Raw genomic sequence first — 24,711 nt, 5'->3', positions numbered from 1 at the left:
GAGAGGTCAGCGCCTGGTGCCGAAGAAAAAGAGCGCCATGGTTCCGGGGCCGGAATGCGCCCCGATGACGGGGCCGCAGTTTCCTATTACAAAATTTTTGACTCCCATGCGCCGCTTGATTTCCCCCGCGAGGTAATCCGCGTCCTCGCGGCAGTCGCCGTGGCTGATAAAAACCGTCTGGGAGGCAGGATCGACCGCGGTTTCCTCCATGTGGTCGGCAAGCGCGTCCAGCGAGGCGCGGCGGCCGCGGACTTTCCCCATCGGGATCAGGTGGCCCTCGTCGTCAACGTGCATGACCGGCTTGATGCTCAGCACGGTTCCCAACAGCGCCGTCGCGCCGGAGATGCGCCCGCCCCGTTTGAGATGATTCAGGTCATCCACGGTAAACCAGTGGCAGATATGCAGCTTGTTCTGCTCCACCCAGTCCCGAAGTTCCCCGACGCTTTTGCCCGCGCGCTTCTGCTCCACGGCGAGGGAGATCAGCAGACCTTGGCCAAGCGAAGCGGCGAGGGTGTCCACGGCGAAAACCTTTCGGTCCGGATATTTTTCGGCGAGCTCCTCGCAGGCGATCTTCGCGGACCCATACGTCGCGGAAAGGCCGGAGGAAAACGCGATATCCAGAATGTCCTTCCCCTGCTGAAGCAGGGGCTCCATCGCGCTTTTATAGGCATCGACATTCACGGCGGAAGTGGTGCACATCCCGCCGGCGCGGATGCGTGAATAAAATTCACAAATCGGCATTTCACGCTCATCCAGGTAATTGCGGTAGTCCTTTCCGTCCATATGAAAGGAAAGGGGCAGGACGACCACTTCAAGCTCCTTGGCGAGCTTGTCCGGCAAATCGCAGGAAGAGTCCGTAACAATCACATAATCCGCCATTGTTTTCTCCTCTGTTATCTAAAATATGATATCTTTATTATTCTATCACCGCTTGACGGATTATGCAATTGTTGTCTTATTTCGTTGGAAATAATAGTCTTTAAAATCAGAAAATATTATGTTCAAGACGATGTGACGTCTAATAAAATAGCAATCGGGCGGCAGCCGGGATGCTTCCGTTCAGTCTTCCCTTCGGGCAAAGACGCGGCAGGAAAACCGGAAGGAGAGCAGGAACAGGGCGGCGGCGAGCAGCGGGAGCAGGGGCAGCCAACGCTCCGGATCGGCCCCGCCCGGCAAGGGCAGGTTCATCTGCCTGAGCAGGGCGACGCCGAAGGTCGGCAGCAGAACGACGCCGATCAGAACCAGCCGGGCCTTCTGCGTTCCAAACCGATAAAAGATCGGAAACAGGACGGCGTAGAACAGCAGAGCAGCGCCCCACGAAACCAGAAAAGCCAGGGCGGCTTTCTGCGTGAGGCCGACGAACAGCTCCAGCGCAAACGACAGCAGCGTGAGGCTGGTGGAAAAGATCAGCGCAAACAGGTAGCGCGCGAGGACGACCCGGCTCCCGGAGACGGGGAGGCTCCCTTCGTACCGCCGCCATCTGGCAAACTCGTCGCAGGCGAACACGTTGACGGAGAGGATGACCGGCAACATCACGATGAAGCCGGACAGGATGGCGGAGGCCGCATTTCCCGAACTTGTGGCCAGGAACACGATCAGATAGAACGCGGTCACGGCGATCAGCACTCTGCCGGTCCGTTTCAGGTACAGCAGGTCTTTCAGAATGAGTCCGGTCACGTCGTTTCCTCCTTTGCAGCCGGCGCGGCTTGATCCCGCCGTGGGAAAATCTTGATCCGCGCGATTTTCGGCATGTTCTGCCGGAAAGCCAGGAATGCCTTAGCCCTCCTTTTTTCGGGCGAAGACGCGGCAGGAAATCCAGTAAGAAATAAAATACGCCGCGACAGACAGAAACGGAATCAGGCGGATTCCGAGCAGCAGAACGGATTCACTCGGCACGGGCAGGTTCGCCTTCGAAAGCAGCATCAGGCCCAGAACCGGCAGAAGAACGATCGCCATTAAGAGCAGGCGCGCCTTCTGAGTGCCGTACTTGTACATCGCCGGAAACAGGATGGCGCAGAACAGCAGGGACAGGCTCCACGAGGCCAACAGCGCGGCGGCGGTTTCCATGGTGACGCCGCGGAAAACAATCAGCTCCAAAAACAGGGAAAGCAAAGCCAGAGCCGTGGAAAAAATCAGCGTGATCAGATAGCGCGCCAGAACAATGCGGCTTTTCGCGACGGGGAGGCTGAGCTCGTAAACCCTCCACTTGGCGGCCTCGTCGTAAGCAAATGCGTTGGAGGACAGGATGATGGTGAGCATGATAACCACGCCGGAAAGAATGCCGGACGCGGAGTCCTTCGATCCGGTCGCGGTAAAAAGAGCCAGATAAAAGACGAGAAGGGAAATCAGCACTTTCGCCGTTTGTTTCAAGTACAGCAGGTCTTTCAGAATCAGTCCGGTCATGCCGTTTCCCCCTTCGCATATAAAAGCATAATCTCATCGAGCGGCGCGGCCTCGATCAAAAGGTCCGGGTATTTTTTCCCGGCGGCGGCCCGGTCGGCCACCAGCGCCTCGCATTGAAAAGCTCCCCGGCGCACGCGCAGAAAATCGGCCGGGTCCAGCCGCTCAAACTGGGAGGCGCCGCATTTCAGGAGACCCATATGCTCTTCCAACTCATCCTTCGCGCGGCTGAATACAATTTTCCCTTCATGAAGAAAGGTGATGGAATCCGCCACACGCTCCAGATCGGAGGTGATATGGGACGAAAACAAGACTCCGCAGCGTTCATCCTGAATGAAGTCGAGCAGAAGGTCGAGAATGTCGCTCCGCATGACCGGGTCCAGCCCGCTGGTCGCCTCGTCCAGAATCAGAAGGCGGGGCCGGTGCGCGAGCGCCGCCGCAATATTCAGCTTCATCCGCATTCCTCGGGAATAATCCTTGATCTTTTTGTCGTCCGGAAGCGAAAAGTCGGATAAATACCGGTAAAACAGATCGCGGTCCCAGGTTCTGAATATTCTGCTCAGAATCAGATTGACATCCCTGGCGCGGAATTCCCCGGAAAAGCAGTTTTCGTCCAGCACGACGCCGATCTGCTCCTTGACGGCGGTTTCGTCCTCGATATTATCCTTCCCGAAAATCCGGATGGTTCCGCCCCCGCGCCGAATCTCGTTTAAAATCAGGAGGATGGTCGTGGTTTTGCCCGCGCCGTTTTCCCCGATCAGACCCATAATGCTGCCTTCCGGAACGGTAAAACCGACATTCTGAAGCGAAAACGATGGATAGCTTTTGCACACGCCCTTCAGTTCCAGCAACGGTTCCATAAAAAATCTCCTTTTAATCTTCTCCGCCGTACAGGCGGTCCAAAATCCCGCGCAGTTCTTCCGCCGAAATTCCGCTCTGCCTCGCCTGCTCCACCGCCCGGCGAAGCAATTCTTCCACCCGGCGGCATTGTTCGGCGCGGATGGATTCGACGTCCCTCGGAGCAATGAAACAGCCCTTTCCCGCGACCGTCTCGACAAATCCTTCCGCCTCTAGGTCGGAATAGGCCCGGCGCGTTGTGATGACGCTGACGTGAAGCCGGCGCGCGAGCAGCCGCATGGACGGCAAAGGATCCCCCGGGCGCAGCGAGCCCGAAAGAATCTGGTTTTTGACCTGCGCGGTGATCTGCTCATAGATTGGCCTTGCATCGGAATTGCTGATTACGATGTCCAGTGCGCATCACCGCCCGCGTATTTTAACTGTATATATCATATATACACAGTATCATCTGTAATTGAAAAAGTCAAGAAATTTTTTTCGATTTGGCCTTTTCAGCGAAAAGTCGGAGGAGATGCGGCGGTGGAATGAAAGGAGGCCTGATCTTTGACTCGGAACGGGAAAAAACACGCGAGCCTGAAAAGCGGGTACGAAAAGCTCGCGTTCGGCAGCGTCAACGACGCGGTGCGTCTGCTGTTTGGAGAAGAGCCGGACCCGCAGGAGCTGGAGTCCATGGATTTCAGCAACATCGCGGAGATCCGGCGCCTGAAGGACGGCGGTCTGGAAATCAAGTTTTACGACCGAATCCGGGCGCTGGACTGTCTGCGCAGCCTGAGCGAAAAGGGCGCGGGGGATTCCCCACTGTACCGCGCGCTGCAGAAATGCGCGCAGGAGACGCGGGAGGAAAAAAAGGATGGAATTTAACTCCTTTTCCACGCGCCAGCGGGAAGCGCTCTGCTGGTGGTGCCCGGGATCGCCGCACGCCGGGCGGGACGCGGTGATCTGCGACGGCGCGGTGCGCAGCGGAAAAACGCTTTGCCTGGGCCTTTCGTTCGTGCTGTGGGCATCCGCCCGGTTCGACGGGCGGTCGTTCGCGCTCTGCGGAAAGACCATCCGCTCGCTGCGGAGGAACCTGGTGACGACCCTGCTGCCGGCGCTGACGGAAGCCGGGTTCTCCTGCGTCCTCCACGCGGGAGAAAATCGAATCGACATTTCCTTTGGGAAAAGCAGAAACCGGTTCTACCTGTTCGGCGGAAAAGACGAGGGCTCGGCGGCGCTGATTCAGGGGGTGACGCTCGCGGGCGTGCTGTTCGACGAAGTCGCGCTGATGCCCCGTTCATTTGTGGAGCAGGCGCTGGCGCGCTGCTCGGTGGATGGTTCCAAATTCTGGTTCAGCTGCAACCCGGAAAGCCCCCGGCACTGGTTCTACAGGGAATGGATTTTAAAGGCGGAAGAAAAAAACGCGCTGCGCCTGCATTTCACAATGGAGGACAACCCGTCCCTCAGCCGAAAAATTCTTTCGCGGTACCGGTCTCTTTACACCGGCACCTTTTACGAGCGGTTTGTCCTTGGAAAATGGGTTGCGGCAGAGGGGCTGATCTATCCCTTTATGACGCAAAACATGTTCTACGGCGTGCCGGACGGCGGCTTTTCGCGCTATGCCGTCTCGTGCGATTACGGAACCTCGAACCCCTGTTCCATGGGACTTTGGGGGCTGCGGGACGGCGTCTGGTACCGCATCGAAGAGTCCTATTACGACTCCCGAAAAACCGGAGAGCAGCGCACCGACGAAGAGCATTACGCCGCTCTGGAACGGCTTTGCGGAAACCGAACCATCGAACGCGTGGTAGTCGACCCTTCCGCCGCGAGCTTTCTGGAGGTCATCCGACGGCACGGGAAATACCGCGCGCGGAAGGCGGACAACGCCGTGCTGGACGGCATCCGCAGGACCGCCGCCGCGCTCAAGCAGGGAAAAATCAGGGTTTGCCGCTGCTGCGCGGACGCGGAGCGGGAATTCGGGCTGTACCGCTGGGATGAAAGAAAAAACGGGGACGTGCCGGTGAAGGAAAACGACCACGCGATGGACGACATACGCTATTTTGTCACGTCTCTTCCACGCGCGGACAACGGATTTTTCGCCGTCGCGGCACCGAGAGAAAAGGAGGGAAAACATGCTGTTTTCCCATAAGAAAAACGGCGCGGCGGTTCGCGCGGTCCAAACGGCGGAGCGGAACGCTCCGTTCTCGGATCTGACCAGCTATGTGCCTCTGTGCGCCGGGGAGCGCCGCCTGTACGACGCGCTGCGCGAGGCGGTGCCGATCATCGACGCGGCGATTGAAAAGATCCTCCGCCTGGTCGGCAATTTTACGGTCCTCTGCCCGGACGGCACAGCGCAGCGCGAACTGAACCGGTTTCTTGAATCCGTGCAGGCCGGCGGGGCCCGGCAGGGGATTTCGAGCTTTCTGTCCACTTATCTCGACCAGCTTCTGACCTACGGGAACGCGGTCGGGGAGATGGTGGTGCAGGGTGGGGAACTGCGCGCTTTGTACAACGCTTCTCTGGACGACGTGGAGCTACGCGCCGCGTCGCCGCTCGCCGTAGAGGTGCGCCGACGGGAAAACGGAGTCGGCGTGCCGGTGAAATTTCCGGAACTGGTTTTCTGCTCCGCGCTGAACCCCCCGCCGGGCAGCGCGCAGGGGGTCTCTCTTCTGCGGGGGCTGCCGTTCGTCAGCCGGATCCTGGTCCAGATTTTCCACACCGTCGGGGTGAACTGGGAACGTCTGGGCGCAGTCCGCTTCGCGGTGACCTACAAGCCGGATTCCGACGCGGCGGACCAGGCGTTCGCCAGGGAGCGGGCGGAGCAGATCGCCACGGAATGGGGGCGGGCGATGCGCGGAGACAGTGTGAGCGACTTTATCGCGGTCGGCGACGTGAGTATCCGGGCGATCGGCTCGGATGTGAAGATTCCGGACAGCGAGGTCCCGGTTCGGCAGATTCTGGAGCAGATTATCGCCAAGCTCGGGATTCCGCCGTTCCTGCTCGGCCTGACGTGGTCTTCCACAGAAAGGATGTCCAGCCAGCAGGCGGATATCCTGACAAGCGAGCTGGAATCGTACCGGCGGCTTCTGAATCCCGTTATTTACAGAATCTGCAGCATGTGGCTGCGGCTGAACGGGTTTCCGCCGAAATTTTCCGTCGAGTGGGACGACATCACGCTCCAGGACACAACCGAGCTCGCCGCGGCGCGCTATCAGAACGCCCGCGCCGCCCAGCTTGAGCGGACCATCCGGCCGGAACGGCCCGTCATTTAGAACATCGCAAAGCCTTCTCTGTGTTTGACGGGACTGTCTTGGGACACTCCCGACAGGAACGCCTTTCTTTAACGGAATTTGAAAAAGCACGACCAAAAGCGGCAAAAATCCCATCCAGCCCTCGTCGTCAAGGCTTGAGGGCGAAAAAGAAAACAACAATAATTGAAGGGTTAAATCTCAACAACGACAGGTTATTAAAACTCACTCTATTTTATGAAAAGGAGGAATTCGTATTCTGACAAAATCTTATGCGCAAAATTCGGAAACGCCCGGAAACAAATCGGTTCCGGACGCGGACGCGCTTGAAAAGGTCAATCGCTTTACACGCCGGGATTTCTCGGCGGATGAGCTCTACATCTTTCCAATCGTTCTGTGCGACAACGAGATCGACCGGGACGGCGAGCGCTTTTCCATTCCCGCGCTTGAAAAGCTCTCTCGGCTGTTCGTAGGCAAGACGGGAATCTTTAACCACAGCGGCAAGGCAGAGGACCAGGCGGCGCGTATCTTCGACTGCCTCGTGGAGAACGACCCCTCGCGCAGGACCTCGGCGGGCGAGCCCTATACTTACCTGAAGGCAAGCGCTTACCTGCCCCGCACGGAAAAAAACGCGGACCTGATCGCCGGGCTTGAAAGCGGCATCAAAAAGGAGGTCAGCGTCGGGTGCGCCGTCCGAAGCGCGACATGCAGCATCTGCGGCGCCGACCTGAAAACCGGTTCCTGTGAACACGAGCGCGGGCGCTCTTACGGCGGCTCCCTCTGCTGCACGATACTGGACGACCCGACCGACGCCTACGAATGGTCGTTCGTCGCCGTGCCCGCCCAGCGGGAAGCGGGCGTCGTCAAGAGTTATTCCGACGCGGCCGGGACCGGATCGGAGGATCTTTTTAAGGCCCTGCGCCGCGGCGGGCCCGTCTCGCTGACGCGGGAAGAAGCAGAGGCGCTGACGGAAAAAATCGCGGTTCTGGAACGGGAAGCCGCCTGCGGGCGCGTTTACCGGGAGGAGCTGACGAAGGATTTTGTGCGCAGCGCGGCGCTGTCCAAGCCCGGAATTCCGACCGGCGCCCTCCGGCGCGCGGCGGACGGAATGGACCTTGACGACCTGAAATGCTTTGCGGCGGCATTCCGCCGGGACGCGGAGCGTCTGGTGCCGCTGACGCCCCAACTGGCCGGGGCGGAAAGACAGATTCCGGCAGACGGCAACTCGGCTTTTAAAATATAAAGGAGGATACAAAAATGAACGTGTCTTTAAACGGATTCCGGGAATCCATGGTGACCTTTGAAGCGGAAGACGGCCTTACGGCCGGCGTTCCGGTCAAACTGACGGCAAACGGAACCGCCGGCCCGTGCGCGGATGGGGACGTATTCTGCGGCGTGGCGGCAAACGAACGCTGCGGCTTCGCGGCGGTTCAGCTCGCCGGCTACGCCTGCCTGCCCTATGACGGGACGGCTCCGGCGGTCGGGTACCAGAACCTGTGCGCCGCGGCGGGCGGCAAAATCAAGACAGCGGAAACCGGCGGAAGAAACCTGCTCGTCACCGACGTGGACGAAGCCGCCCAAACCTGCGGCATTATTCTTTAAAAGGAGGAATGTGAAGTGAAATACGAATCCATCCGTCTGGAAAAAGGCATGTACGGCGTACCGGGAAAATCCTTTACACAGACTCTGGAGGGTCTGGACCCCTCCGCCGACTACGCGGGCACCCCGCTGGAGGGTCTGGACGCCTACCAGCGCCAGCTCAAGCGCTTCGATATCAGGGTGGGCGGCCCCGCCTCCGATAAAATCGAAAAGTTCTTTCAGACCGGTGACTCCTCCGCGCTGTTCCCCGAATATATCTCCCGCGCGGTGAGTCAGGGCATGGAGCAGGCAAACCTGCTGCCCGAACTGGTCGCGGCCACGACGCAGATCGACTCGATGGATTACCGGACGATCGAGTCGGACCCCTCCGAGGACGACAAAAGCCTGAAGCCCGTCGCGGAAGGCGCACAGCTGCCGCAGACCAATATCAAAATCAAAAGCCAGCTCGTGCGCCTGAACAAGCGCGGCAGGATGTTGACGGCGAGTTACGAGGCGCTGCGCTTCCAGCGTCTGGACCTGTTCACCGTGACGCTGCGGCAGATCGGGTCGGCCATCGCGCGCAGCCAGCTTTCCGACGCGATCGGCGTTTTGCTCAACGGCGACGACGGAAACGAACCCGCCGGTACGGTAGCCGCCTCTGGCGCGGCTCCGGATTACGGGGACTTGGTGAACCTGTGGAGCAGCCTTTCCCCCTATACTCTGAACACGCTGCTCGTGTCGACCGCCGCGACAAAGGACCTGCTGTCCATATCCGAATTCAAGGACGCGGTCGCGGGGCTGAACTTCCAGGGCACCGGCAAACTGATCAGCCCTCTGGGGGCAAAGCTGCTGCACGCGCCGCAGATGGAATCCGGTAAAGTCATTGGCCTTGACAAAACCTGCGCGCTCGAAATGGTGCAGGCGGGCGGCGTGACAACCGATTCCGACCGGCTGATCGACCGTCAGCTTGAACGTACCGCCATCAGCGTGACGGCCGGTTTCGCCAGGCTGTTTGACGGCGCGGTCCGCATTCTGACCTATGGAGCCTGACTGTGATTGAAATTCGCACTGAGGATGTGTTTGCCCGGTTCTCCATGCTGTGCGGCAGAGAGGACACCGGCGCGTATCAGGCGCTGTGTTCCGACGCCGCTTCCGAAATCAGGGCCGGCGAGCGCGCATCCTGCGGAGAGGAAAGCCGCGACGTTCTCACCGCGGCAGCCGCGGCTCTCGCGTTTTACCGGTATATTCTGGCATACGCGGGAACCGGGGTGGAGTCTTTCTCCGCGGGGGACGTCAAGGTGACCTCGGGGACCGGGAACACCGAATCCGCACGGAGACTATGGGAAGGGGCGGCGGCCGCAGCCGCCCCTTATCTTACGGACACGGGATGTTTTCTGTTTGGAAGGATCCGGCCGTGAGCAGGCACTCGGCTGTGGAAACCATGCTGAAAAAGTACGGTTCCACGGCAAGTCTGAACGGGACGCAGGTCAAGGCGGTCATCCGTCCCCTTCAGATTCAGTCCGGTGCCGACAGCAGCCTGACCGGCGGAGATTCAGGGCTCTGCTACCGTTACACCGGGCCGGCGGGCTGCCGGCTTTCGAGCGGGGATACCCTGGTGTCCGACGGCCTGACGTACAGCGTGCGCCGGTCGGGCACCGCGGTGCTGGGAGGAGAAGCGCTGTACGAATGGGCGGTACTGAAGGAGCTGCCCGTCTCGGCGGACACGGAGATCGTCCTGCTTTCCACGGACGGGACCGCGCTGGCGCACGCGAAGGGCTACGAATCAAAAATTCTGAGGGACGGATGTGAAATCCGCTCCTGGGGCGAGGGAAGCCCGGCGGAGATCGGAGAAGGGGAAACCTCCTATGAACTGACGCTGTACGATGTTTTGCCGGAGAACGGGATTTCTTTTTCAAGCCTGGGGGAATTTCTGGTGGAGATCAGGGGGACCGCGCGCACGGAAGCCTATTCCGGCTGCCGGGTGAAGGACGAAACGGAAAAAGGAGGACGGCTTCTTCCGCCGCATCGCTCTCTTCTGATTCTGGCGGCAGAAAAAACAGAGGAGGCGGTATCGTGACGGAAAACGCGGCGGAAGAAATTTCAAGGGCCATCGAGCGCGACTGTCTGAGGTTTCCGCGAAATCTGAGTCTGGAGGAGGGTGAAAATGCGGCTGACACCGATGAGCTATAAGGACTATATCTGGCCGCGCAACCCGGAGACCGTGACGGTGGCTCGCGCGAAAAACATCGGCAAATATCCGATTCCCCGCGCCGGGAATGTGCTGCAGGATCTGGGGATGGGAAGCCGCACCGTCAGGGGAAGCGGCGCTTTCTCCGGTTCCGGGTGCGCGGAGGAATTTCAGAAGCTTTCCGCCGTTTTCGCCGAAGAGGGCGTGGGACAGCTTCTTCTGCCGGGCATGGCGCCGTTCTCGGCGGTGTTCTCCTCGCTGACGCGGAAGGGGGACCCGCGCCCGGACCGCATCGGCTACGAATTTGAATTCTGGGAGGACGGCTCGGCCCCGGAGTCGGAATCGGTCGTCAGCGACCCGAAGACCTACCTCTGCAAAGCGGGGGACACCCTGTTCTCCATCGCGGCTTCCTTCGGAATCAGCGTGGATGCCCTTCAGGCGTGCAACCCGGACATTCAGTGGCCGAACGCTCCCGGGGAGGGAACGGCGGTGATCGTGCCGTGATCTATCTTGCAACCGGACCCGCGGGAGAAATCACTCTCCCCTCGCCTGTCCGCATCCGGCTGGACCGGGACGCGGACGCGCCGGCCGACGGTTTTGAGGGGACCTTTCCGCTGCCTGCCGGCGGCGGTCAAATGACCGGGCTGACGGTTTACGACGAGACGGGGAATATCTTCTTCGACGGGATCGTCGACGAACAGGAAGAGGATCTGACGGGCGGCACTCTCTCCCTGTCCGGCCGCAGCCGCGCGGCGCTGCTGCTGGATAACGAGGCGTTGCCGCAGAATTATGTCAATCCGTCGCTCGCGACCGTTTTTGACCGGCATATCCGCCCCTACGGCTTCACCCGATTCCTGGGGGACGAAAAGTCCTTTACGGGAACGCTGGCCGTGACCAAAGGAATGAGCGAATGGGCCGCGGCCGCGGCTTTCTGCTCCCGCTTTTTAAAAACGGAGCCGAGAATCGCAAACGGAATATTCGACGCCTCCGGCTCCGCCCCGGAGTATGAATTTGTTTTCGGAAAAAGCGGAATCCGGTTCAGCTCCGGGCTGGCACGAGGCCGGTACTGCGAACTGTATTCGGAGCTGTATATGATGGACCCGGACGGCGGAACCTATACGCTGTCCGCAAGGAGCGATGACGCGGCGGCGCTCAGCGTAGCGCGCAGACGTTTCCTGAGCGCAGGAACGGACGTCTCCGCCGTGTTGAAAAAGGCGGGGCAAAGCGCGTTCACCTGCGTTCTGGACTGCCCCGGCGCCGTTTCCGCGCCGCTGCTTTCTCCGGCGCGGATCACCGAACCCCCGTCCGGTTTTGAAAAAAGCCTGTGCGTTTCTGCCCTTCGCTACCTGCTCGACGCGGAGGGAGAACACACCAGAATTACCCTGAGGAGGGAATGACCATGTGGATCTCGCAGAAAATCATCGCCGCGCAGTCGGCGAAGCCCTCCGCCGAACTGGCGAAAATGACCGGAAGCGCCGCGGCCCAGGGCGTGAATGAATACCGCGGTCTGCCGTTCGCCGGGCCGTGGGGAATCGCCTATCAGCCGCCGAACGCGGCTCAGGCCGTGATTGTCTCGACCAGCGCGGGGGACGCCTGCATCGGGACGATGGCTGCCGGCCGGGACTTAAAGCCGGGGGAACTGCTGCTGTATTCCTCCGGCGGCGCGGAGTTGTATTTAAAGAACAACGGAGACATTGTCATCAACGGGCAGGTCTTTCAGAAGGAGGCGGAAGATGGATCTTGAACTTTCCGGCGGCGATTTCGCCGCGGACGAAAGCGGAAGGCCCAAAACGGTCACCGGGGCGGAGGAGCTGTTCCAGCGCGCCGGGATCCGGCTGTCCGTGCCGCTCGGGTCGTTTGCCTGCAACCCCGCGCTCGGCAGCCGTCTGCATACGCTGACGGCCGACACGCCGCTGCGGGAGGAAAAAGCTCTTTCCATGGCACAGGAAGCGCTGCGGGGGCTGCCGCAGCTCGCCGTGGCGGAGGCGTCCTTTCCGGAGGACGACCCTTCCAAGGTTAAAATCACGCTGATTTACGGCGGCGACAGCCGCGATGTGGAGGTGAAGCTCTGACGGACAGCTACGATGCGATTCTGTCCCGCATGAAGAAAAAATTCACGGACCTCGCCGGGTACTCTCCCGACGACGCGTCGGATATCGGAATCCGAATCCGGTTATTGGCGGGAGAGATCTACTCGATCGGGACCGCGGTCGATTGGCTCAAGCGCCAGTCCTTCGCGCAGACCGCGAACGGGCAGGAGCTGGAATACCGCGCGCAGGAGCGCGGGCTTTCGCGCAAAAACCCGGTGCAGGCGCACGGCATCCTGACCTTTTCCCGCGACTCGGCGATCTGGTTCGACGTGCCGGTCGCGGCCGGAACAGTCTGCTCCACAGCAGGGGCAAACCCGGTGCGGTATGTGACGACCGGGGCCGCCGTCCTGAAAGCGAACACGCTGAGCGTGGACGTGCCCGCCCAGGCGGAGGAAGGCGGCAGCGCGGGAAACGCCGAGGCCGGAAGCATTACGGTCGCCGTCACGATCCCCACCGGCATCCAGGCCGTGAACAATGCCTCCGCCTTTGCGGGCGGAGAGGATGAGGAGAGTGACAGCGCGCTGCGGTCCCGCCTGCTGCAAAGCAGCGCCTCCGCTTCCAACGGAGCGAACGCGGCGTACTACCGGGATTACGCGCTCTCCTGCGACGGGGTCGATTCCGCCAGCGTCGTGCCGCGCGCAAACGGCGCCGGGACGGTCGCGCTGTATCTGGGCGGCAGGGGATGCGCCCCGTCGGACGCCGTCGTCGCCAAAATTTCGGGGGACCTGAACGCCGCGAGGGAAATCTGCACGCAGGTGACCGTGGCGGCGGCGCAAATGCTTCCGGTCAATGTGACGGCCTCGGTGACCGCGGCAGCCGGGCTGGACTCCTCCGAAGTAAGCGCGGCGTGCGAAACGGCGGTCCGAAATTATTTTGACGGCCTCGGCGTTTCGGAGCCGGTCGTCCCCGCCGCGCTGAACGCCGCGCTGTTTTCCACCGGCATGATCCGCAACTGCACGCTCAGCGTGGGTACGGCATCCGTTTCACAGAATCAGATGGCCGTCTGCGGGACCATAACGGTGACCGTGACGCAGGGGGGATAGCTTTTTGGATACTCTGGAATCGATGAAAAACCAGCTCGCCCCAACCGGGCTTTACCGGCTGGACGGGACGACGACGGTGGATTTTGAACTCGCTGCCTACGCCGAAGGGCTGAACCCGCTGTGTGCGGAGCTTCTGAGTCTGCAGGCCGAAAGCTACGCCGCGACGGCCTCCGATTACGGACTTCGGGAAAAGGAGCGCGCGTTCGCGCTGCCGCCCTCCGGAGACGCGGAGGCGCGGCGCGGGGCGCTGCTCAAGCTTTGCGCGGTGTTCCCCGGAACCTGCACGAAGGAAGGTCTGGAAGCCGCGCTTTCCGCGTTCGGCCTTTCGGTCCGTCTGGAGGAAGACCCGGCGGATTCAAAAATCATCGCGCATTTTCTCTCTTTGCCAGCCTGCGGGGAAGCGGAGGCACAAAAAAAGCTGGAAATATTTTTTCCCGCGCATTTGACGGCCGAATCGGATTTCACCGGCGTTTCGTGAAACAATAACCGTATTCCCGGGGAAGCGTCCGCTTCGACAGAAATTGGTTGCAATTTCCCCAAAACTGCGGTATTTTGATAAAGACACAGAAGAAAAGACAAGGGAAACGGACGAAGAAACCGCAGAAAAGGAGCGGCTGATCGAAAATGCACGAAAACAAGGAGAAACAGGAACGCGCCCTTTTGGTTGAAGTGGACACGGGGGAATACGACGCGCAGTCCTCTCTGGCGGAGCTGTACGAATTGACCCGCAGCGCGGGCGCGCAGCCATTCGGCGCGATGACGCAGAAAAGGCCGTCGCCGGACGCCGCCACCTGCGTGGGAAGCGGAATGATGAGCCAGATCGCCGATTTTGTACAAAAATACGAACTGAACCTTATCATCTTTGACCGCGAGCTGTCCCCCACCCAGATCCGCAACACCGAGCGGCTGAGCGGAGTGCGCGTGATCGACCGGACCATGCTGATTCTGGACATCTTCGCGGCGCGGGCAAAAAGCCGGGAAGGCAAGCTTCAGGTGGAACTCGCCCAGTTGAAATATCTGCTGCCGCGCCTCGGGGGGCACGGCAGTGAGCTTTCCCGCCTGGGAGGCGGAATCGGAACGCGGGGCCCCGGAGAAAGCCAGCTGGAAACCGACCGCCGGCACATCCGCCGCCGGATCGATTCCCTGACGCGGCAGATTCACGACGTGGAACTGCACCGCAGACAGATCAGCCGGCGAAGAAAAAAGGATGGCTTTGTCACCGCGGCGCTGGTCGGCTACACAAACGCGGGAAAATCGACGCTGATGAACGCGCTGACCGGCGCGGGGGTACCGGCGGAAGACATGCTGTTCTGCACGCTCGACCCCACGGCACGCACCTTACGGCTGCCGGGCGGCGAAACGGTGATGCTGATCGACACCGTCGGCTTTGTCCGCCGCCTGCCCCATCACCTGGTGCAGGCGTTTCGCTCCACGCTGGAGCAGGCTGTGGAAGCGGACATCATCCTGAACGTCTGCGATGCCTCCAGTCCGGAGGCTCCCGCCCACCTGGAAGTGACAAGAAAGCTTCTCGCGGAACTCGGCTGCGGGGATCGCCCCATCATCCCGGTCCTGAACAAATGCGACCTGATCCCGGACATCGGAGATATCCCGATGATCGGTCAGGCGGTGCGCGTCAGCGCACGGACGGGCGAGGGGTTGGATCAGCTCCTCGCCACAATGGAGGAGAAGCTCCCGAAACCGTCTTTAAGGGTCCGGCTGCTGCTTCCCTTCACCGAATCCGGCCTGGAAGCCGAAATCCGAAAGAGCGGCAACGTGGAAAGCGAGGAATACACCGAAAACGGCTTTATGCTGACCGCGAGCATTCCGCCCGGGCTTTCCGGGGTCTTGAGCCGGTTTTTAATTGAATAAAGAATTTCAATGTGACCTCCGCGATTTCTCGCGGAGGTTTTTCTGATTTTTTTGTTTTTCTTAAAATTCAGCATCCTGCATAGAACAGCTTTGAAGCCAAGCAGAATTCCATTTTATATCGACGAAAATCGGTCCTTTTTCCCCTTCGCGGGAGTGTTTTTTTCCGCAGGCCCCCCACCTTTTAAGCGTGTCCGGCTTATAATAAAGCACTTATTTTGGATAAATTATCAAATTTTTCTCCCCTTCAACCGATAAATAATTATCCATTTAAAATTGCCGTAACAGAATTCAAGAAAGAGCAGAACTTGATTTCAGTCTAAAAGGAGTAGAACCAGCCATGAAGGGAAAATGGAAGAGGGAAAAAAAGCGGAACTCAAAATTGAAGCAAAAGAGAAGATTCCACTTTGGGGGCGGAAAAAGTCTGACGGTTAAAATGCTGGCCTGGATCGGAATTCCCGTACTGTGCTTTTTCTGCGCCGCCGCTTTGCTCGTGCTGAACAGCGTGCGGCAATCCGTTGCACAGATCATCGGCGTCCAGCTTTCCGCGCAGTCAAAGTCGGTTTCCAGTGAAATCAGCGAATTTTTCACCGGCTACATGAAATCGGCGGAAAGCCTTGCGGCAAGCACGCAGGTAAAGTCTCTGTTTCTCGACACGGTGGAGGGGACCTCCGTCATGCAGAGCGAAGAATACATGGCGGTTCTGCAGACGCTGCAGAACATTCAGGACACGGACCAGGATAACATCGTGGCGGCGTGGGTGGCCGACGCCGACTCGAACCAGATGATGGAATCCACCGGGCAGGTGGTCTCATCCGGGTTTGATCTGGAACAGGCATCGTGGTACCGGGAAATGACCAGCGAAAAAGGGGAAGTCCTGACTGAGCCTTACCAGAACGCGGCGACAAACCGGCAGATTGTCAGCGTCGTATGCCCGGTTTATCAGAAAGATACCGACAAGGTCATCGGCGCTGCGGGACTTGACGTCACCCTGGACAGGCTCAACGACCTTGTGAGCGGATACAAGCTGGGCCGGAACGGATTTCTGATTCTGACCTCCAAAAACGGAACGGTTGTCAGCTCGCCTAATCAGGACTGGAATAACAAAAGCATATCGAAAACCGGGCTTCCCGCTAATCTGATCTCCGCCATCTTGGGCGGGACTTCGGAAATCGTCCAATACGACGCTTTGGGCGGCAAAAATTACGGGTATGTCGCGGCGGTCGGAAAAACCGGCTGGGCGGTTACGACGGGGCTGCCGGAAAACGAGTACAACAGCTCGGTTTCCTCCGTTCAGACAACCATGGCCGCCGTATATGGGATTTCGCTTCTCCTGCTTCTCATCCTGCTGGTTTTCCTTTCGCTCACCATCGTCAGGCCGCTGAAAAAGCTGCAAAGCGCGGCGCAGAAAATTGCCGACGGAGACCTGGACGTCTCCGTGGAGCTTCACGCTTCCGACGAAGTCGGACAGGTCGGTTCCGCCATTTCCAACATTGTCGGCAGGCTCCGGGAGTACATCCGTTATATCGACGAAATTTCCTCCGTGCTGGACCGGATCGCCGAAGGAAATCTGATTTACGACCTGAAATGCGATTACGAGGGTGAATTTTCCAAAATCAGGCAGTCTCTGCTGCACATCCGCGGCACGCTTTCGGATACCTTCGCCGGCATTGCGGAAGCGGCCGACGAAGTCGCGGCGGGTTCGGCGCAGCTGGCGGGCGGCTCCCAGTCCCTTTCGCAGGGGGCCGCCGGGCAGGCTGCTTCCGTGGAGGAGCTTTCCGCCTCCGTCACGGAAGTGGAGGAGCGCGTGGAGCGCAGCGCAGGCAGCGCGGAAGAAGCAAAGCTGCTTTCGGATGCCGCTTCCGAACAAATGAGGACCGGAAACGAACGGATGGCGGAACTGACGAAGGCGATGGAGGAGATCAGGAATTCTTCCGGGCAGATCGGCCAGATTCTGAAAACCATCGACGACATCGCCTTCCAGACCAACATTCTCGCCCTGAACGCGGCGGTGGAAGCGGCGCGCGCCGGGGAGGCCGGAAAGGGATTCTCCGTTGTGGCGGATGAAGTCCGCAGCCTTGCCGCGAAAAGTTCCGAGGCGGCAAAGAGCACTTCGGCTCTGATCGAAGCCTCCCTGCGCAGCGTGAACAACGGCGCGTCCGTCGCGGAGGAAACGGGGAAAGCCTTTTCCAAAGCGGGCGACAGCGTACACAGGACCTCGGAGCTGATGGCGGGAGTCGCGGAAATCACCGCGCAGCAGACCGGCTCCATCCGGCAGATCCGGCAGGGACTGGACCAGATTTCCTCCGCGGTGCAGACCACTTCCGCGACCGCGGAGGAGGCGGCGGCCTCCAGCGAGGAGCTGAGCGGCCAGGCCGGGGAACTGAAATCGCTGGTCGGCAAATTCAAAATTGAATCATAGAGGCCGGCCCAAATGAAAAAACGAACTTCCGGAACAAAATTCCGGGAGTTCGTTTTGCTTTCTGTACGGCTTTGCTGTTATTTTGTGAGCGGCACGCGGACTCCGAACAGTTCGACCGACTCGATCTGCTTCGCGTCGACCAGCGTTTCGAGGCTGCCGGAAAATTCAAAATCTCCGTCGGGATCCACGCTTCCGCCGATTTTATTTTCACTCTCCGTCACGGTCGAGCCGTCTTTCAGGAAGAGTTTGATGGGCGTGTTCGGAAAAAGTGCTTTTTGCCCTCCCTCCGCGCAGGTTCCGGAGAAAGAGATCGACAGGTCGGAAATCGTGATGCTTTGGACCGTGAGATGCAGCCCGTTCGGGGTCGTGCCGCTTTGAGCCGGATGGAAGGTCCGCGACGTGTCGGCAAAGGAAAGTGTGAACGGAATTTCCCATTTGCCGGGAAAACGCGTCAGCCTTTTCGATTTGAAATTTCGGGCGATCCTGTAATGGTCCAGGTCGTTCACCGTGCAGTCGCCGGTCAGACGGTTGTCGTCCAGCCTCGGATTCAGCGCGAGGACGATTCTCCCTCTGTTCAGGGCAAGTTTCTGGTCCTTATCCTTTTTTACCGCGTTCTGATAGGCTTCCTCGCTGTCAAAGCCCACATGCTCCACGCCGTTCCCGGTGATAATTTCATCCTCGAAATTGACCGGGTTTCCCGTCTCCGTGTTCTGGAAGCAGAGCTCTTTCAGCCCGGATGCTTCCGTGCTGTTTCCGGGCGTGATGCTGAGATAGAGCAGATTCTGCTGGCAGCCGTACTCCCCGGTTTCGTGGAACCCGATGTTGTCAAGATAGGATCCGGGGTAAAGGCTGGAAAATCCGACATGCTGCTTCCCCGCCGGAATGGTCCAGCTGGGCGCAACCAGTGATTTGTCCGCGTAAACGTCGAACAGTCCCGTCTTGAGAAAATGCTCCGGCTGCTCCGGCGACATTTTCCGGTACAGCTCGCCGAGATTCTTGAACAGGAACCCGGCGTCTTCGCAGGAATTCACCTCATCGGTAAAATCCTTGAGCGACAGAGTCACCTGCTTGCCGTTTTGTCCTGAAAAATCCCCTTCCGCAATCGCTTCAAACTGCGCGGTGTCCGGAACGGAGGCGTCATCCGTGCGGAAGGTAAAGCAGTTATACTGTTTTTCTCCGGCGCCAACGCTCGCTTCGGCAAATTCCTGCAGCCGCGACCTGCGGGTCGCGGTGGACTCTTGAAGCGGCGTCGAATCCGTGCTTTTTACCGTGAAGGCGATATACATCCTCTGGTTGTCGCAGGCCGTCCGGTTCACGGTGATCGTGAGGCCGTCCGCCTGTGCCGTCATTTGAATGCTTTTCCCCACCGCGTTCTCCACCTCCGCCGGGACAGACGAAGTGATTTTCTTTTGATAGATCGGTTCCGGAAACTTTGCGAACTGCCGGATGCCGTAAGCGACGGCGGTGACGGAGCCGAACGCGACCAGCGCGCAGGCCGGGATCAGAATGCCCCAGCGGATTTTCCCGCGGCGCGGAGCCTGGCGCATCGCTTTTCCCGTCCGGCTGAACAGATCATTTGGAATGGGCCGGAGATTGGCCTCCGTCTTGTATTCGCTCCGAAAACTCCTCATATTCTTCTCCTTTCATCAGGTCGCGCTTCAAAAGCTCTCTGGCCCGGCTCAGCCGCTTTGCCGCCGCCGAATAGCTGATGCGCAGCGCGCGGCCGATTTCTTCGATCGGCATGTCCTCGTAATAAAACAGATGAATCACGGTGCGGTACCTGGGCGGCAGGCGCATGACGCTGTAATAGACCCCGGCGTTTTCCTCCGCCTCCCGCGCCGGAAGCTCCCCATCCGGCGGAAGGGGTTCCTCCCGGCGCCGCGCGATGGATTTCCACAGGCTGCGGCCGCAGTTGACCGCCGTGTGAATCAGCCAGGCTTTCAGATGTTCTTCATTCTCGAACCGGGGCTCGGAACGGACCAGCCGCAGAAAGACCTCCTGAAAGACATCCTCCGCATCCGCCGAATTTCTCGTCCGCGCAAGCGCGAGCCGGTACACCATGCTTCCATACCGCTCCAGCGCCATTTCCGGCTCCATCAAAAACGCCATTCCCTCACCCTCCTTTCACCTGTAATACCACCGAGGTCCACAGATCTTGACCGAAAAAATAAAAAAATACGAGTCGGAGCATGTCCCCGTCGGAATCCCTCCGAAAGCAGAAGGAACCTGCCGAAAGACGGAGGCGAATCCCGTGTCCCGTGAGGGCACGCTCCGCTCGTCTTTCAGCAGGCCCAAGCTGTTAAGAAAATAAATTTTGTCAGGTGGCCTCGGCGCTGCCGGCAGGCGTCTCCTTTCCGTTCCAGTTCGGAATCACGCCTTTGACGACATAAATGCCCGCGCAGACTACGGCAAAGATGATTCCGACCGGATAGGCGATCGCGGTGGAAAGGTGCAAACATTCGGGCGCCATGAAGAAATAAGTGCAGGTCACCGCCGACATAAAGGTCGCAGGCACGGCCGCGACGAGCGAAGCCATGGAATTCTTTTTCCATTTGCAGAGATAGGCGGCGGCGGACCAGAGGACAATCATGGCCAGGGTCTGGTTGGAATATGAAAAATAGCGCCAGACGACGCTGAAGTCCAGCTGCGTCAGCAGCGCTCCCACCGCAAACAGGGGAATCGAAATCGCAAGGCGGTAGGAAACCTTTTTCTGGTCGATATGGAACCAGTCGGCGATCGTCAGCCTCGCGCTGCGGAACGCGGTATCCGCCGAAGTGACCGGGCACACGCCGACCCCAAGAACGGTAAGCACTGCGCCGACCGGGCCGAGCAGCCCTTTGCCGATATTGTAAACCATCGCGGACTGATTGTTGTGAATCGCGTTGCCCGCGTCGTAAAGGCCCTGCGTCCCGCCGTAATAGGCAATTCCGACCGTCGCCCAGATCAGGGCGATGACGCCCTCGGCCACCATCGCGCCGTAGAAAATCTTGCGGTTCTTGCGCTCGTCATCCACGCAGCGCGCGATGAGAGGGGCCTGCGTGGAATGGAAGCCGGAACAGGCGCCGCACGCCACCGTGATAAACATCATGGACCAGATCGGCGTCTTCGCGGGGTGCTGGTTGGCAATCGATATCTCCTGCACGGTATAATTCCCCGTAAACAGGATGCCGCCCATGACGCCAAGGCACATCAAAATAAGCAGCGCCCCGAAAATCGGGTACAGCTTACCGATGATCTTATCGATCGGGAAAAGCGTCGCCAGGAAATAATAGATCAGCAGAATCACGACCCAGAAGTTCTTCGTCAGGGAAGCCGGGGTAAGCTGCGCAAAGAGACCGGCGGGCCCCGTGGTGAAGGTGGCGCCGATCAGGACAAGCAGAATGACGGAAAAGACACGCATGATCTGCAGCATCACCTTGCCAAGGTTCCTGCCGGTAACCTCGGAAATGGAAGCGCCGTCCTGCCGCATGGAAAGCGTTCCGCTCGCAAAATCGTGCACGCCGCCGGCGAAAATGGTGCCGAGCACAATCCAAAAATAGACGACGGGTCCCCAAAGCGCGCCCAGAAGGGCGCCGAATATCGGCCCCAGGCCGGCGATATTGAGCAGTTCGACCAGAAACGCCTTCGGCGTGCTGATCGGCACAAAGTCCACCCCGTCGGGATGCGCAACACATGGGGTCGGGGATTGATAAGGCTGAAACACCTTATCGACTACTTTGCTGTATGTAAAATATCCGACGATCAGCAATATGAGAGATACGAAAAAAGTGATCATGAGACTACTCTCCCTTGAATTCGTTATTTTGAATCGGAGATGAATGGCACATATGGCTTATTCTTTTTTAAGCAAATACCTTCTTTAACGTCCCCTCTGCTTTTTGTTTGATATTCGAATATCAACTAAGAATTATCATACACCTATTATAATGACAATCAAGAATCAATTTTCACAAAATAATTCAGATAAATAATTCTAATTATGTATAACTATATAAAAAATCGCCCTCGGCGGCGCCGGGCGATTTTTCTGCATCTGCATATTCCTCTGTTTTTTCCGTTCTCCGGGAGATTCCCGCACCGTTCCGCCGCAACAGGCAATTCGGCCGTCGCCCGGATCAGGACGATGACTTTTTATGTTGCTCTTTTGTCCGATACATCTCCCTGTCCGCCATCTCTACAAGCTCTTTCGCGGTCAGGCCGGAAGCCGGCATGGTTACAACGCCCAGCGAAACCATAACCGTAATATCACAGTCCCCTATAGACATCATGGTTTTTTCCAAATCACGATAGATCCGTTCTGAAATGCGGCGGGCGCCGTCACCGCCGGTGTTTTTCAGGCAGATCACGAATTCGTCTCCGCCGTAGCGGGCCGCCCAATCCGCGCCGGTCCGGATGCAGGTCCGAATGGTGTCCGCCGCACGCCGCAGCAGCTTGTCTCCCGCCGCGTGGCCATACGTATCGTTCACGGTTTTCATGTTATCAATGTCAGCGAAAATCACTGACAGCGGCTTTTGTTCCGCCACGGCGCTTACAATGTCGACCGGCAGGCGGTCATCCAGAAACCTGCGGTTGTACAGGGATGTCAGTTCATCCCGGATCGCCATATTGTTGATGTCCCGGACCGCGTCGAAGAATTTCTCTCCCTTGTTGTACTCGCCCGAACCGATCAGCATGGTGTCCGTCGCGTTCTTCAAAAGCTCCAGTACCACGGGCGGCTCGGCGGATTCAACCGGCAGGGCGGTCAGTAGCATGACCGCGCCGGGACTGTGCTCCAACTTCATAAAGCTCTTCTGCTCGCGGTGAGCCCTTACCGAGACGCAGTTTTCGCAGATGCGTCCGTTTCCCCAATAGTCGTAACACACCTCGCAGGTTTCTCCCGTGCTGTTGCCGCGGCATTCCATTACCCGCTTCCGAATCGGGTCCACGAGGCGCACCGCGTCATACATTTTGTTAAAAAAGTCCAAATTTTCCCGTAATTTATTCAGAGTCATTTTTTCGGTCATCCATTGATTCCTCCTTGGAACAGCGGCCTGTCAGCCAAATTTTCGGCGCGCCTTTGGGAGATTCCCCGCACCGTTCCGCCCGGCGGAGCCCGCCCTGTTATCCGTCCGCCTCCCCCGCGGGACAGCGATACGCTCAAAAAATCAAAAATTTCTCAAACCGTGCCCGGCGGAGCCGCGAAAGAGGCTTTGCCTCCTTGCAATATTTTGGAAACGGAGGTATAATGTACCTGCAAGGCAAAATAAAAAGTGCAAAGCAGGAACAGGGTGCGGGAACACCCTGTCCCCTGCATACGGAGAGCCACCCTCCATACGCAGCGGTAATACCGCGCGATGCAAGGTTATTATACTTCCTTTTTTCATCTTTGTACAGGGGAGAGAAAAGCCTGCTTCGCACGTCGGCGCCGGGTATGGATTGGGACACAATTCCGTACCGGCGCTTTTTTGAACCTTGCGGGCGGCAGCGTGCCGCCGCATCTTCGACCTGCCATACGGAACGGCGAAAACCGGAGGCTCAGTTTGGCGCAGGACGGTCTAGGAATCTCCCAAAAACGGGAGTGTCTTCCCTCCGTCCCGCCCGTCTCAGCCGACTGTTCTGCTGTTCGCCGAACGGCGGGCCGTTGGGTGCGGCATCACGCCGCCCCCGCCGGTCGGGACGTGCGAAGTATATGTGAGAGGAAGTTTTCAGATAAAAGCGATAACAGTTGTAATCTAAAAGATCGGTGCAGCAAGCCGCGTTCCGGCCGGCGAACCGGCATCGGGCGGGTGCTTCGGAGCGCCCGGACCGCTGCCTTTTTCTGATTTTGCAAGGAGGCGCACGCCATGAAAGCAATCGTCCGCGTCAGCTTTTCCATGGTTTTTTCGGCTCTTTTTCTTGTTTTGGCGTCAGGCTGCGGCAAGCAGCCCATTTCCACGAGCGCATCGGCGCAGGAATCGTCCTCGTCCGTCCCTGTTTCCTCCGGCCAGCAGAGCGGAGGGGCATCCTCCTCCGGATCCCCCGATTCGGTCATCTCGAACGACGCGAACGGAATCCCCGACAAGGCCTTTTACCAGGCGGTTCTGAAAACGCCCCAAGAAAATGGAAAGACACCCGTGGACGAAAACGGGGATGGAAAGCTGCAGGTCAAAGAGGCACAGTCCGTGCCCTACATCGCGCATTGGGAGAAAAAGGGGATCGGGTCGGTCCAGGGGATCGACCGGCTGAACGCCGTCGAAATCCATCTGGAAAACAACCGGATCACCGATCTTTCCCCGCTGGTGAAGCGCGCCCTGAAGGTAAAAACCGGCGAGGACCCGGTCTGCGCGTATCTGAACGGAAACAAGGTGAATAACCTGTACTCCCTGACCGCCCCGATCCTGCTTTCGAGCAAAATGGGCATCCAGATCGACCAGCTCGACCTTTCGGGGAATGAGATCACGGATGTCTCGCCGCTCGGCCTGCTGAAAGACGCGGGAATCAAAAATCTGAACCTGAGCCACAACAAAGTCGAGAACGTCGACGCGCTGCTGAACGGGACCATGTTCGAGGTCCTCGATCTTTCCTACAACCGGATCGCAAAGATCGGAAGCTGCGACACCGGCGTGTTCTACCTCGACCTTTCCCACAACCGGATCGAAAGCGTTCAAAGCCTTTCGGGAACGTTCCTCACGCAGCTGTATCTGTCGGACAACGATCTGACGGATCTGAACTTTATCAAGGGAATCAAGGGAGACGGGACGAACGGGAAGGGGCTGGTCTGCCTGGACGCTTCCGGCAACCGGCTCTCCTCCCTGCCGGATTTCAAAAGCTGGGGCTGGACCAATCTTTCCCCGGAGAAGGACGACGGAACGTATCGGGTGGATTTCAGCGGCAACCGCCTGACGGAGAGCGAATTCAAAGCCAAAATGCCGGAGGCGTTCCTTTCGGCAAAGAGAACGGGTTCGGACGGCGATACCGTCATCGACGGCGCAAAATGGCTGGCCGAACAGGTGCGGCAGCAAAAGGCGGCGTAAAAATCGGAGCGGGACCGCAGAAAACCGGACGGCGAAAACGCCGTCCGGTT

General features: G+C 58.9%; 26 protein-coding genes. 17 read left to right on the top strand and 9 right to left on the bottom strand.

Going from position 1 to position 24,711, the window contains the following annotated elements:
• Nucleotides 1-6: 6 nt before the first annotated feature.
• The 5 genes from EQM14_RS01320 to EQM14_RS01300 form a co-directional block, all read right to left on the bottom strand.
• The gene (locus EQM14_RS01320; protein ID WP_128741262.1) at nt 7-879 is read right to left on the bottom strand and encodes a DegV family protein; all 873 of its coding nucleotides are present in this window, start codon (nt 877-879) and stop codon (nt 7-9) included.
• A gap of 180 nt (nt 880-1,059) precedes the next feature.
• Nucleotides 1,060-1,677 carry an ABC-2 transporter permease gene (locus EQM14_RS01315; protein WP_164918909.1) on the bottom strand — a complete coding sequence of 206 codons (618 nt, stop codon included), beginning with the start codon at nt 1,675-1,677 and terminating at the stop codon, nt 1,060-1,062.
• Between the two features lie 99 nt (nt 1,678-1,776).
• The gene (locus EQM14_RS01310; RefSeq protein ID WP_128741260.1) at nt 1,777-2,403 is read right to left on the bottom strand and encodes an ABC-2 transporter permease; all 627 of its coding nucleotides are present in this window, start codon (nt 2,401-2,403) and stop codon (nt 1,777-1,779) included.
• Nucleotides 2,400-3,260: an ABC transporter ATP-binding protein gene (locus EQM14_RS01305; RefSeq protein WP_128741259.1), complete on the bottom strand. Its 861-nt coding sequence runs from the start codon at nt 3,258-3,260 to the stop codon at nt 2,400-2,402. The genes EQM14_RS01310 and EQM14_RS01305 overlap by 4 nt, the downstream gene beginning before the upstream one ends.
• A gap of 13 nt (nt 3,261-3,273) precedes the next feature.
• Nucleotides 3,274-3,651: a GntR family transcriptional regulator gene (locus tag EQM14_RS01300; RefSeq protein WP_128741258.1), complete on the bottom strand. Its 378-nt coding sequence runs from the start codon at nt 3,649-3,651 to the stop codon at nt 3,274-3,276.
• A 150-nt stretch (nt 3,652-3,801) separates the two neighbouring features.
• Here EQM14_RS01300 and EQM14_RS01295 point away from each other — a divergent pair, with 150 nt between their 5' ends.
• From EQM14_RS01295 to EQM14_RS01220, 16 genes are all read left to right on the top strand, one after another.
• Nucleotides 3,802-4,119 carry a hypothetical protein gene (locus EQM14_RS01295; protein ID WP_128741257.1) on the top strand — a complete coding sequence of 106 codons (318 nt, stop codon included), beginning with the start codon at nt 3,802-3,804 and terminating at the stop codon, nt 4,117-4,119.
• Nucleotides 4,109-5,383 carry a PBSX family phage terminase large subunit gene (locus tag EQM14_RS01290; protein ID WP_128741256.1) on the top strand — a complete coding sequence of 425 codons (1,275 nt, stop codon included), beginning with the start codon at nt 4,109-4,111 and terminating at the stop codon, nt 5,381-5,383. Before EQM14_RS01295 ends, EQM14_RS01290 begins: the two co-directional genes overlap by 11 nt.
• Nucleotides 5,367-6,506 carry a serine/threonine protein phosphatase gene (locus EQM14_RS01285; RefSeq protein WP_128741255.1) on the top strand — a complete coding sequence of 380 codons (1,140 nt, stop codon included), beginning with the start codon at nt 5,367-5,369 and terminating at the stop codon, nt 6,504-6,506. The genes EQM14_RS01290 and EQM14_RS01285 overlap by 17 nt, the downstream gene beginning before the upstream one ends.
• A 517-nt stretch (nt 6,507-7,023) precedes the next feature.
• Nucleotides 7,024-7,725 carry a hypothetical protein gene (locus EQM14_RS01280; protein WP_243112578.1) on the top strand — a complete coding sequence of 234 codons (702 nt, stop codon included), beginning with the start codon at nt 7,024-7,026 and terminating at the stop codon, nt 7,723-7,725.
• Between the two features lie 14 nt (nt 7,726-7,739).
• Nucleotides 7,740-8,084: a hypothetical protein gene (locus tag EQM14_RS01275; RefSeq protein ID WP_128741253.1), complete on the top strand. Its 345-nt coding sequence runs from the start codon at nt 7,740-7,742 to the stop codon at nt 8,082-8,084.
• Nucleotides 8,085-8,132: 48 nt separating this feature from the next.
• Entirely contained in the window at nt 8,133-9,110 is a 978-nt protein-coding gene (locus EQM14_RS01270; protein ID WP_128744195.1) for a phage major capsid protein, read from the top strand.
• Between the two features lie 2 nt (nt 9,111-9,112).
• Nucleotides 9,113-9,478, top strand: a complete 366-nt coding sequence (locus EQM14_RS01265; protein ID WP_128741252.1) for a hypothetical protein — start codon at nt 9,113-9,115, stop codon at nt 9,476-9,478.
• Entirely contained in the window at nt 9,475-10,137 is a 663-nt protein-coding gene (locus tag EQM14_RS01260; RefSeq protein ID WP_128741251.1) for a hypothetical protein, read from the top strand. Before EQM14_RS01265 ends, EQM14_RS01260 begins: the two co-directional genes overlap by 4 nt.
• Nucleotides 10,138-10,224: 87 nt before the next feature.
• Nucleotides 10,225-10,752, top strand: coding sequence for a LysM peptidoglycan-binding domain-containing protein (locus EQM14_RS01255; protein ID WP_128741250.1), 528 nt, complete (start codon nt 10,225-10,227; stop codon nt 10,750-10,752).
• Entirely contained in the window at nt 10,749-11,645 is an 897-nt protein-coding gene (locus EQM14_RS01250) for a hypothetical protein (RefSeq protein ID WP_128741249.1), read from the top strand. The genes EQM14_RS01255 and EQM14_RS01250 overlap by 4 nt, the downstream gene beginning before the upstream one ends.
• A 2-nt stretch (nt 11,646-11,647) precedes the next feature.
• Nucleotides 11,648-11,992, top strand: coding sequence for a hypothetical protein (locus tag EQM14_RS01245; RefSeq protein ID WP_128741248.1), 345 nt, complete (start codon nt 11,648-11,650; stop codon nt 11,990-11,992).
• The gene (locus EQM14_RS01240; protein ID WP_128741247.1) at nt 11,982-12,320 is read left to right on the top strand and encodes a histidine kinase; all 339 of its coding nucleotides are present in this window, start codon (nt 11,982-11,984) and stop codon (nt 12,318-12,320) included. Before EQM14_RS01245 ends, EQM14_RS01240 begins: the two co-directional genes overlap by 11 nt.
• Before the next feature lie 29 nt (nt 12,321-12,349).
• Nucleotides 12,350-13,381: a baseplate J/gp47 family protein gene (locus EQM14_RS01235; RefSeq protein WP_128741246.1), complete on the top strand. Its 1,032-nt coding sequence runs from the start codon at nt 12,350-12,352 to the stop codon at nt 13,379-13,381.
• A gap of 4 nt (nt 13,382-13,385) precedes the next feature.
• On the top strand, nt 13,386-13,859 hold the full coding sequence (locus tag EQM14_RS01230; protein ID WP_128741245.1) for a hypothetical protein: 474 nt from the start codon (nt 13,386-13,388) through the stop codon (nt 13,857-13,859).
• Nucleotides 13,860-14,005: 146 nt separating this feature from the next.
• Nucleotides 14,006-15,250, top strand: coding sequence for a GTPase HflX (hflX, locus tag EQM14_RS01225; protein WP_128741244.1), 1,245 nt, complete (start codon nt 14,006-14,008; stop codon nt 15,248-15,250).
• Nucleotides 15,251-15,587: 337 nt separating this feature from the next.
• A complete protein-coding gene (locus tag EQM14_RS01220) occupies nt 15,588-17,669 on the top strand; it encodes a methyl-accepting chemotaxis protein (protein ID WP_128741243.1) in 2,082 nt (693 codons plus the stop codon).
• A gap of 77 nt (nt 17,670-17,746) precedes the next feature.
• Here EQM14_RS01220 and EQM14_RS01215 read toward each other — a convergent pair whose 3' ends face one another.
• The 4 genes from EQM14_RS01215 to EQM14_RS01200 form a co-directional block, all read right to left on the bottom strand.
• Nucleotides 17,747-19,300 carry a DUF4179 domain-containing protein gene (locus EQM14_RS01215; RefSeq protein WP_128741242.1) on the bottom strand — a complete coding sequence of 518 codons (1,554 nt, stop codon included), beginning with the start codon at nt 19,298-19,300 and terminating at the stop codon, nt 17,747-17,749.
• Nucleotides 19,242-19,778: an RNA polymerase sigma factor gene (locus EQM14_RS01210; protein ID WP_128741241.1), complete on the bottom strand. Its 537-nt coding sequence runs from the start codon at nt 19,776-19,778 to the stop codon at nt 19,242-19,244. The genes EQM14_RS01215 and EQM14_RS01210 overlap by 59 nt, the downstream gene beginning before the upstream one ends.
• Before the next feature lie 208 nt (nt 19,779-19,986).
• Entirely contained in the window at nt 19,987-21,444 is a 1,458-nt protein-coding gene (locus EQM14_RS01205; protein WP_128741240.1) for a carbon starvation CstA family protein, read from the bottom strand.
• Between the two features lie 340 nt (nt 21,445-21,784).
• Nucleotides 21,785-22,672: a GGDEF domain-containing protein gene (locus EQM14_RS01200; RefSeq protein ID WP_128741239.1), complete on the bottom strand. Its 888-nt coding sequence runs from the start codon at nt 22,670-22,672 to the stop codon at nt 21,785-21,787.
• 819 nt (nt 22,673-23,491) lie between these two features.
• Between EQM14_RS01200 and EQM14_RS01195 the strand changes: the two genes are divergently transcribed.
• A complete protein-coding gene (locus EQM14_RS01195) occupies nt 23,492-24,661 on the top strand; it encodes a leucine-rich repeat domain-containing protein (protein ID WP_128741238.1) in 1,170 nt (389 codons plus the stop codon).
• Nucleotides 24,662-24,711 lie beyond the last annotated feature (50 nt).

The organism is Caproiciproducens sp. NJN-50 (genome assembly GCF_004103755.1).
In the GTDB taxonomy this organism is placed as follows: domain Bacteria; phylum Bacillota; class Clostridia; order Oscillospirales; family Acutalibacteraceae; genus Caproicibacter.
Note: the sequence above shows the minus strand (reverse complement) of the source record. Positions and strands in the feature narration are given on the sequence as shown.

Coding starts and splice junctions, on each gene's coding strand:
- EQM14_RS01320 (WP_128741262.1), bottom strand. CDS start 879: ATGGCGGATTATGTGATTGTTACGGACTCTTCCTGCGATTTGCCGGAC.
- EQM14_RS01310 (WP_128741260.1), bottom strand. CDS start 2,403: ATGACCGGACTGATTCTGAAAGACCTGCTGTACTTGAAACAAACGGCG.
- EQM14_RS01305 (WP_128741259.1), bottom strand. CDS start 3,260: ATGGAACCGTTGCTGGAACTGAAGGGCGTGTGCAAAAGCTATCCATCG.
- EQM14_RS01290 (WP_128741256.1), top strand. CDS start 4,109: ATGGAATTTAACTCCTTTTCCACGCGCCAGCGGGAAGCGCTCTGCTGG.
- EQM14_RS01285 (WP_128741255.1), top strand. CDS start 5,367: ATGCTGTTTTCCCATAAGAAAAACGGCGCGGCGGTTCGCGCGGTCCAA.
- EQM14_RS01275 (WP_128741253.1), top strand. CDS start 7,740: ATGAACGTGTCTTTAAACGGATTCCGGGAATCCATGGTGACCTTTGAA.
- EQM14_RS01270 (WP_128744195.1), top strand. CDS start 8,133: ATGTACGGCGTACCGGGAAAATCCTTTACACAGACTCTGGAGGGTCTG.
- EQM14_RS01255 (WP_128741250.1), top strand. CDS start 10,225: ATGCGGCTGACACCGATGAGCTATAAGGACTATATCTGGCCGCGCAAC.
- EQM14_RS01245 (WP_128741248.1), top strand. CDS start 11,648: ATGTGGATCTCGCAGAAAATCATCGCCGCGCAGTCGGCGAAGCCCTCC.
- EQM14_RS01240 (WP_128741247.1), top strand. CDS start 11,982: ATGGATCTTGAACTTTCCGGCGGCGATTTCGCCGCGGACGAAAGCGGA.
- EQM14_RS01235 (WP_128741246.1), top strand. CDS start 12,350: ATGAAGAAAAAATTCACGGACCTCGCCGGGTACTCTCCCGACGACGCG.
- hflX (WP_128741244.1), top strand. CDS start 14,006: ATGCACGAAAACAAGGAGAAACAGGAACGCGCCCTTTTGGTTGAAGTG.
- EQM14_RS01220 (WP_128741243.1), top strand. CDS start 15,588: ATGAAGGGAAAATGGAAGAGGGAAAAAAAGCGGAACTCAAAATTGAAG.
- EQM14_RS01215 (WP_128741242.1), bottom strand. CDS start 19,300: ATGAGGAGTTTTCGGAGCGAATACAAGACGGAGGCCAATCTCCGGCCC.
- EQM14_RS01210 (WP_128741241.1), bottom strand. CDS start 19,778: ATGGCGTTTTTGATGGAGCCGGAAATGGCGCTGGAGCGGTATGGAAGC.
- EQM14_RS01205 (WP_128741240.1), bottom strand. CDS start 21,444: ATGATCACTTTTTTCGTATCTCTCATATTGCTGATCGTCGGATATTTT.
- EQM14_RS01200 (WP_128741239.1), bottom strand. CDS start 22,672: ATGACCGAAAAAATGACTCTGAATAAATTACGGGAAAATTTGGACTTT.
- EQM14_RS01195 (WP_128741238.1), top strand. CDS start 23,492: ATGAAAGCAATCGTCCGCGTCAGCTTTTCCATGGTTTTTTCGGCTCTT.